The 9,055-nt window shown below is 62.2% G+C and carries 6 protein-coding genes; all 6 read right to left on the bottom strand.

Annotation, left to right across the window (positions count from 1 at the left end; translation table 11 throughout):
• Positions 1 to 1,043 (bottom strand): hypothetical protein (locus tag JNL55_RS22805; RefSeq protein WP_293859424.1); only part of this gene is annotated, 1,043 nt, incomplete at its 3' end.
• Positions 1,044 to 1,069: 26 nt separating this feature from the next.
• A complete protein-coding gene (locus tag JNL55_RS22800) occupies positions 1,070 to 2,113 on the bottom strand; it encodes a serine hydrolase (RefSeq protein ID WP_293859421.1) in 1,044 nt (347 codons plus the stop codon).
• 61 nt (positions 2,114 to 2,174) lie between these two features.
• Entirely contained in the window at positions 2,175 to 3,326 is a 1,152-nt protein-coding gene (locus tag JNL55_RS22795; protein ID WP_293859418.1) for a dipeptidase, read from the bottom strand.
• Entirely contained in the window at positions 3,323 to 4,687 is a 1,365-nt protein-coding gene (locus tag JNL55_RS22790; protein ID WP_293859415.1) for a peptide MFS transporter, read from the bottom strand. Before JNL55_RS22790 ends, JNL55_RS22795 begins: the two co-directional genes overlap by 4 nt.
• Positions 4,688 to 4,693: 6 nt before the next feature.
• Positions 4,694 to 6,856, bottom strand: coding sequence for a prolyl oligopeptidase family serine peptidase (locus JNL55_RS22785; RefSeq protein ID WP_293859412.1), 2,163 nt, complete (start codon positions 6,854 to 6,856; stop codon positions 4,694 to 4,696).
• Positions 6,857 to 6,877: 21 nt separating this feature from the next.
• The coding region (locus JNL55_RS22780) for a TonB-dependent siderophore receptor (protein WP_293859409.1) at positions 6,878 to 9,055 on the bottom strand (2,178 nt) is incomplete at its 5' end.

Below are 9,055 nucleotides of genomic sequence, written 5' to 3'. Positions count from 1 at the left end.
GGCTCGTTCCCCATGTCGCGCACATTCAGCACGCCACTGGCGATGTAGTTCAGATACACCGACGGGTCGATGTGGCCATGCAGATCCCACAGCGCGGCCATCAGCGTCTTGCCGCCGCCTTCGATCCGGTGCGCCTCCGTCGGAACGATCGCTCCGGTGGCATCGATGCCGGCGATCAAGCCATCGCGCAGCAGGACGGTCACAGGCTCCGTCAATCGGCCGGACCGCACGTCAAGAATCCGCACGCCGGCGATCGCAATCGGCGCCTCGACGCGTTGTCGGAAGCGGACCGTCTCGGCGCGAATACGCTCATCCAAGGCTTGCTTCTGCGCCGAGCGTAGCACCGACAGATGTGAGATCCATTGCGTGCGCAGAATACTGAACCAGCCGGCGCCGTAGCCCACCAGCTCACCGCGCTCATCCAACCAAACATAGGTTGGCGCGATGTCGAGGCCGGCGATCTCATACAACGTCGCCGTACGGGACACGCCCTCGACAGCAAGCGCAAGTGACGCCACGTCCGTCACCTGCGCGATGCCCGCGGGTAGCAGCTCGATCCGCCGGTCCGGCCGCACCAGCGCTGCGCGTATCAGCGCCGCCCAATATTCGGGCGGGTGGTTGACTGGAAAGTAGAGCTTGCGCGGTGTCGCCGACGCCTCGCCCCGTTCCAGAGAGGAACTCCAAACTGCCCGCCCCCGCCGGATCTCGAAGCGTTCGTCGACGCTTCCTTTCATATGATTCACGCCCCGCGAGGCGTACGAGGCAAGCACGCCATCGGCGTCGAACTTCATGTCGGTGGTCGTGTCCGGGCCGCGACCGCGATCGTTATATTTGAAATGAACCGACACGCGACCATCGGCAAAGACCTTCACCGTCTGGGAGCCAGAGGGTTGCTCGGCAGTCAACCAAACATAGTCGCGCTGAACGACTTGCTCCGCTGTCTGCATTGCACTCGTCGTCGGTGCGAGAATCACCAACATCATCGTCACCAGCACGGATCGCACTGGCACCCACAAGCGCTCGGTCATTAAATAGGAGTTCATTGACACAGTGTTGTTGCGATTGCCGATCACGGCGCGTCGGGACGGCTTGCGGCGCCATCGAAATGAGCGACGACTCGTTGCGCGATACGGCCCATGCGATCTTCCGCATCGCCCAGCGCGCCGGTGATGCCATTCACGAAGAACGCCATCACGATGGCGCCGCTGCGCGCGTAGACGATGCCGACATCGTTGGCGATCAGTGCGCTGTCGCCGGTCTTGTGCGCCACCGGCACATTGAGAAAATGCGGCAGCCTACGACTGCCGGCGAGCTGCGAGCGCAGCATCCACTTCATCGCCGCGCAGCTCTGCTGGGAGACTAGCGTGCAACGCTCGATAGCTTCGATCATTTGTCCGGTCTCGCGCGGATTCATGTCGCCGAGCCAGAAACGCCGCTCCTCCACCATGCGTCGGTTCCAGGACAACCGGCTCTCGCGCGCCGCGGGGCTGCGCACCTTATCGACCCAGGCCGCCCGCTCGCCCACAAACAGCGCCGCATAGCGTTCAAAGAGCGGACTCTCCTGCATGGCGTACTGCAAGCCCGTGGTCTCTTCCGGCGTCAAGCGCGCAAACTGCGCATCGATCAGCGTCAGCAGCTTGCGGCGATATTCCCAACCGCGATTCAGTTTGCGTGTCTTCGGATAGCCGGAGGCGGCGAGCCAGCCGTTCAAGGCCTCGACGCCACCAATCCTCACGATCAAGAGATCGGTCGCCGTGTTGTCGCTCGTGATCACCATCTGCAACAGCAGATCGCGAATCGTGGGCGCCAGACCCGGCGAATGAAACTGCAATACTCCGGAGCCGTCACGCAGATCGGCACGCTGAATCTCGATCCGCTGATCGAGATCCAACTGCTTGCGGTCGGCGAGCTGGAAGGCGCGGATCAAGATAGCGATCTTAATGACGCTCTGACTGTTGAAAGAGTCGTCCGCTCGAATCCCCGCCACTTCGCCGGTCCCGAGATGTTTGACATACAGCCCTGCCCGCCCGGGAAAATCGGCTAGTTCAGCACCAAGTAGCTCATCGAGGCTACTACGCGCGTTACCTGCGTTCGCCGCCGCACACAGAAGCATTGCCGAGCAAGCCATCGCAGCGCGCATCCATCGGGAGCATGCAAACATTCAGAATCTCCGATCAGCCCAGCACGTCAGTGAGATAGCGCGTCCAATTCCCGCCCAGGATTTTTTCGATGTGCGCGGCGGGGTAACCGCGCTTGTGCAGCCCATGAGCGATGTTCCGGAAACGCTCGGGCCGATCCAGCTCTGCGATCCACGGTGGCCAACGCACGTTGTATTCAGGCTTGAAGATTTTCTGTCGCGATAGATACCAACTTTCTCGCGTGCTGGTGGCTTCGATGCCGAAGATGGAGTAGTCGGAAGCGAGCGCTACGTGCTCGATGCCGGCCACGTTGACGGCGTGATCGATGTGACGCAGATAATCATCGAGCGTGGTGTTCGCTGTCGGCCCGATGAAATAGCCGAGCGTCACGATGCCGATCACTCCGCCCTTGTCTGCCAGCGCCGTCAGCAACTCATCCGGCTTGGCTCGCACGTGGTCATGAACACTCTTGCACATCGTGTGCGTGAACACCGGCGGCCGGCGGCTCATAGCGATGCCATCGCGGCTGGTGGTTTCACCACAGTGCGACAGGTCCACGACCATGCCGAGTTCGTTCATGCGCTCCACCACCGCTACGCCGAAGTCCGACAGACCGGCGTCGGTGCGCTCGGTGCAGCCGTCGCCAAGCAGATTGCGAGCGTTGTAAGTCAGTTGAATGCAACGCGCCCCGGCGGCGTACAGAACCTCGAGATTGCGCACATCAGTCTCGATGATGGTGGCGTTCTGGAAACCGAGCAGCACCCCCAGGCGGCCGCTTGCCTTGGCCTCGGCAAGCTGGCTACCTCGCACGATCTTCAGCAACTGCTCGGGCCAGCGGTCGAAGCGTCCTTGCCATGCCGCCAGTTCCGCCATCGCAACCTGAAAGCCTCCGGTATTGAGACTTGCATGAATGGCTGTGATACCGGACTGCCGGTAGGCGCGGAACAGCGGCGCGGGATCGCTCCACTGATCGCCCATCGCAAGCGCATCGAAGACGATCGATTGATCGAACACAGCGTCGATCGCCGATGCGCTGGACGCGCTCCGAATCACAGCACTCACGGCCGGTGCCGACGCCGTGAGCGCCAGACCGCCTGCCGTCATTCCCAGGGCGCGAAGAAAATCGCGACGCTCGAGTATCGTGTGTCGATTGCGGCTCGTCGTCCGCTGGCGGCGTGAGTCGCTCATGATCGCTCCAGTCTTCGGATGGCCCGATTCACGCGAGGCACCAGCAATGCGAGCAGCAACGTCGCAGCGGCGATGAATCCAGCCTGCCTGAGAAAGATGCCCGTCAACTCATCGAGCGCGCCCTGACCAAACCATTGCGCAAGCTGCCCGGCTGCCTTCGAGCCCATGGCGATGGCGATGAACCACAGACCCAACGTCAGACCCACGAGTTTGCGTGGCGCGAGCTTCGCAACGTTGCTCTGGCCAACGGGGTTCAGACACAACTCTCCCAGCGTCTGTGTGAAGTACACCGCCAGCAGCCATAGCGGACTGACGGGTCCCAGCACCGCGGCATGCGCAGCCGCCGCCATGATCACGAAGGACAGCGATGCTGCCACCAGGCCGAAGACCGCTTTGCTGGCACTGGAAGGTTGTCGGTGGCCGAGACGCAGCCACACCGCAGCGAACAGCGGTGACAGCAGAATGACGAACGCAGCGCTCACCGACTGGAACCAGGCGGATGGAAAGTCCCAACCAAAGAACTGCGTTCGCGTATGGCGATCCGCGAACAGATTCAGCGAGGAACCCGCTTGCTCGCCCATGGCCCAGAACAGTGTCGCGGCCACGCAGAAAAAGCCGATGCTGCCCCAGCGAGCCGAGAGCTCGCGTGGCAACGAATCCGTACCGGATGATTGTTTCGGACTCGGCCCGGCCTTCGCTTCTATCTCACGGATGAGCCGCCAGGCGCGCAGGAACACGGCGAGACCCAGCACCATTCCGATCCCAGCGGCGCCGAACCCCCAGTGCCAACTCTGTCGAGGATCCAGGCCCGATGCGGCCAGCAGTAGACGAAATCCCTCGCCCTGCGCCAGGTAGCCGCAGAGCAACGGTGCGATGAAGGCACCCACATTGATGCCCATATAGAAGAGCGAGAAGCCCGAGTCGCGCCTCGGGTCATCGGCTGAGTACAAGCGGCTCACCAGTGCGGTGACATTCGGTTTGAGCAATGCCGTGCCGATAGCGACGCAAGCCAAACCGCCATACAGTGCGGCGCTCGAACCCAGCGCCAACACGAAATGCCCCGTAGCGATGATCGAACCACCGATCAACACCGTGCGTGCCGGACCGAGCATGCGATCCGCCACATAACCTCCGAGCGCGCACAGCAGATACACGGACATCGTGTAGTTGCCGTAAAGCACCGCAGCTTTCTCGACCGAGAAGCCAAGCCCGCCCTGCTCGACCGGCAACACCATGTACAACACCAGCAGGGCCCGCATCCCGTAGAAACTGAATCGCTCCCACAGTTCGGTGAAATAAAGCGTGGCCAGCCCACGCGGATGCGTATCGAATCCAGGGAGTCGAAAGAGGGCTACACGCATCGTCGATCAGCGTGCGGCTTTCAGATGCCGATCGAAGAACGCAAAGGCGCGTCGTACGCGCTCGCTCACTTGCGTATGCGTCCATCCCCCGTGGGTACCGCCCGGCTCGACCAACGCATCCACTTCGATGCCGCGCCGGCGCAGGCTTTGTCCCAACTGAATCGCCGCCTGGACCCAGCCCGCCTGATCGTCATCGCCGCTCACGAACAGAATCGGGGCGCGCCAGCGCTCCAGATGCGCGTTGGCCGAAGACTGGTAAGCGAGTTCTTCCAACACCAGGCGTTCTTTCAAACGAAACGGCAACGGCTGGCCGCCCTCGTCCAGCTCCATCTCCATCTGCCAATCCGCCACGCCGACGATGCTCACACCGGCCGCCCACAGCTCGGGCGCGCGTGCCAGCGCGGCCGTTGTGAGATAGCCGCCATACGACTGACCGAAGATGCCGATACGGTGAGGGTCGACCTCACTCTGCATAGCACATAGATATCGACCGGCAGCAATCGCATCGCGCACGTCACTACCGCCACCGCCACCTTGATCCGGCGCCGTCCGGAAATTCAGCCCATAGCCGATTCCCGCGCGATAGTTCACTGCCAGCACGATGTATCCCGACAAGACGGCACTCTGCAGCCAGCGTGCGTCGTACTTGCTCACGCCCGGCAACGCGATGTCACTCGGACCGCCATGCGCCCACACCAGCGCGGGCCGTTTGTCTTTACTCGGCGTTGTCGGTCGGAACAGTAAACCTCGCGTAACGACGCCGTCGTCGGCCTTGAGCTCCACGACTTCGGGTTGCGCCATTTCAGCGGCGGGAAAGGCGCCTGGAATGGCGGTAGAGATCAGCGGACGCGCAACGCCGCGCTCTTGTCGCACCATGATCTGGCGCGGTGTGCGGGCGGTCTCGCCAATGAAAACGACTCGCCCGTCGGGCAACGTCACCGCAGGCTCGTCATAAGGCATGCCGTCAGTCCAAATCGATTCGATGGCACCGCCCTCGAGCGGCACGCGCCACAGATCGAATCGTTCCTGCTGCTGACGATTGGCTTGAAAGAAGATCGTTCGACCATCGCGACTGATTCGCGCCGTCGTCACTTCACCTGCGCCGCTGGTGACGGGTGTCGCCGTCGCGCCATCGAGTGAGATTCGATACAGCTGCCGCCAGCCGGTTTTCTCCCAGGGAAACACCAACTGCTGACCGGCCGCCCACATCAGATCGAGGCTCTCGACCGGCGGTCCCAAGCCGCTCGATAGACTCTTCGCCAGCCCCGAGAAATAACTGCCCGGGCCGGGCTGTGCCGTCCACACCGTACGCACCGAGCCCGATGGCATCTCGGCGGCCATGATCGACCACGGAATACCCTCGCGACGTGCGCTGAAACGATAGGTTTGAACCTCTTCGCGAGTGCGAATGAACGCGAGCCACCGTCCGTCGGGCGACCACGCTGGCGCGCGATCACGATCCAGCCCCGGATTCAGATAAGTAACGCGGCGAGTGGCGAGTTCGAAGACACCGACGAAGCTGTGCGTGCCACGCTCACTGACGAACGCGATGCGCTGACCATCCGGCGACCACGCCAGCGCCCGCACCGAGCCACGAATTGTAAACGCGCGCTCAGCATCACCCGATGACAAAGCAAACAACCACACCTCTTTACCGCGCGCATAGGTCAGCGTGCGGCTGTCTGGAGAGATCCTTGGTGCATGCAAGGCCGGCGTGCTGCCGCCGGCCACTCGTCTTGGTGGCGTCTCGCCGTGGGTGTCGAGCACCCACAGCGCACGCTCCGGCGCATCGGGCGCATCCAGAGAGTTGTTGATCTCCCCTTGCGCATTCGGCCAACTACCGCGCACGTAGACCAGATACCGGCCATCGGGCGAGAGCTTCAGCTGCGAGAGTGGAATACCGTCGTCTTCACGGTAAGCCCATCGCTCGCGCGCGGTGCGCCCTGTGCCCTCTGCGATCCAGATGCTGCTACGTCCTGCGAGAGTTCTCACCCAGGCAAAAGTCGCGGCATTCTCGGCGCCGACCAGCTCCCCCACGGCTGGTAAGTTGCCGAGATAACGTTGCAGCGCTGCCGCGCTGCTCGTGTCAGCCTCATCGCAAAACGCAGCCACCGGCGCCAGCCCGATGAACGTCGCGAAGCAATAAACCAAGGCTCGGATGCGCATCATGTCTGCAGTGCCTCGTGGCACTTACAGGCTGTAGTTCAGGCGCACCAGATAGTTTCGCCCGAGCGAGGGCACCACCATGTAATTGACGAACCCGGTCCAGGCATCCTCGTCCGTGAGATTCTTGCCGAAGACGCTCAACTTGAAACGATCGTTGAGCGGATAGCTGACGCTCAGATCCACCTGCGTGTAGCTCGGTAGCTCGACGCTGTTGGTGCTGTCCACCCAACGCGTGCCCAAATGCCGAACCACGGCAGACATTTGCAGGCCGCTTAAAGCGCCCGTCTGCATCTCATAGCCGGTCAGCAGCGTGAATGAGTTCTTGGGCGCGTTCTGAAACTCCTTGCCGCGCAGCACCGCGTCGTTCGACTGGGTCACTTCCGTTTCCATATAGCCGTACGCGGCATACAGCGACCATCCTGGAATGGGATTGCCCTGCACCGACAGTTCCACGCCCTGTGAGCGCACCGCGCCGAGCGGCACTCGGTAAGTGGGATTGGCGGGGCTGATCGTGAGCACGTTGGGTTTCTCGATCTGGAATGCCGCAAGATTGCCGCTCAGACCGGAGGCGCCGAGATCCGCCTTGGCGCCGAGCTCCAATTGGGTACCGCGCTCAGGATCCACCACTGCCACGCCCGACTCGAGCTGATAGGTTCGCGGCGTGAACGATGTATTGCGGCTGGCGAACAACGAAACATCGTCGGTCAAGTCGTAGACGAGGCCCGCCTGGGTGGACCAGGCTTCAGTCTGCGATCCGGTCGATGAAAGCACGACTCCGTCGAGCCGTCGCGTGACGCTGCTGCTGGAAATATCCGAGTAACGCGCGCCGAGAATCACATGGAACTTCTGCGCCACCGAGATGCGGTCCTGCAGAAAGCCTTCGATGGTTTCCAGCGACTCATCCCGCGTTTCGAACGGTATCGGATTCGGCAGGGCCACCGTGCCGTAGACTGGATTGAAGGCATCGATGGACGTGATTCCGAACGACGCCGAACGATCGGCGATGGGTTGATCGCGGTAGTCGACACCCACCACATACTTGTGACTCAGCGGGCCGGTGTCGAATTCACCGCGCGTATCCACATGGGCCGTGAAGTTTTCTGTCGTCCTGCCATCGGCGATGAACAATGAGCGCGACACCGTGCGGTTGTCGGCGCCGACGCCGTTGGAAAAGATCGACCATTCATCATGCACCGAGCGGTTGTAGGCGAGCGCCACGTTGAGCGACTGCGTCGGCGTGAAGTCGTGCTCCAGTCTTGCCACCACGTTGCTCTGATCGTAGGTCAGCTCGGTGATGCCAGGCTCGTACGCCGGATTCCAGGAAAAAGAAATCTCGCCGAGCGGATTCGGCAACAGGGTGCCGCGGATCGGGCGACGGCCGTCGTAATAGCCTTCGGGATACTCGGTGCGTCGGAACACGCCATCGAGAATCAGCCGGGTGTCAGTCCCCAGGTCGAACTCGACCACGGGCGCCACCATCATGCCCTTCATGCGCCAGTGGTCCATGGGCGCGCCGGTGTCCTCATAAGAAACACTGAGCATCGCGCGCACCCGCTCTGTCAGCGGCCCACCCACTTCGAACGATGCGAACTGTCGCTCATGACTGCCATACTCCAGACCCAGATCGGTGTGGAATACATCGGCAGGAGTTTTGGTGACGATGTTGACGACTGCGCCGGGCTGCATCGAACCGTACAGCACGGAAGCGGGACCGGAGAGCACTTCGACACGCTCGACATTGGCCAGATCACGCATCGCGAGGCTGCTCATGCTGCCCATGGGCAACCCGTTCCACGTGGTGCTCGCGGCGAAACCGCGGATGGTCAGATTCATCAAAGGCGTGAACTGCGAGAGCAAGCTGGATGCCGTCGGGATGAACTGGATGACATCCTGCAACCGCACGGCGCCGGCGGCCTCGAACTCCTCCCGGCCGATGGCGCGCACCGTCTGCGGGATCTCTCTCGTCGTGTCGACGACACCGCGCCCGAACACGGTGACGCCATCCAACGTGGTGACGGGCCGACCGGACTCTGCCGTCGCCGCCTGATCGCCACTGGATGTTGTATGCCGAGCTTCAGCGCTCGTACCCGAGCTCGAGTTGAAGCTGACCGTTTCCGTTGATGCCACCACCGGCACGATGGTCACGGTCTTGTCATCCAGAAATCGGTAGGTCCGTTGCGTGCCACTCAGCAGCGCTCGCAG

The sequence above is a fragment of the Steroidobacter sp. genome (assembly GCF_016790065.1).
In the GTDB taxonomy this organism is placed as follows: domain Bacteria; phylum Pseudomonadota; class Gammaproteobacteria; order Steroidobacterales; family Steroidobacteraceae; genus Steroidobacter.
Note: the sequence above shows the minus strand (reverse complement) of the source record. Positions and strands in the feature narration are given on the sequence as shown.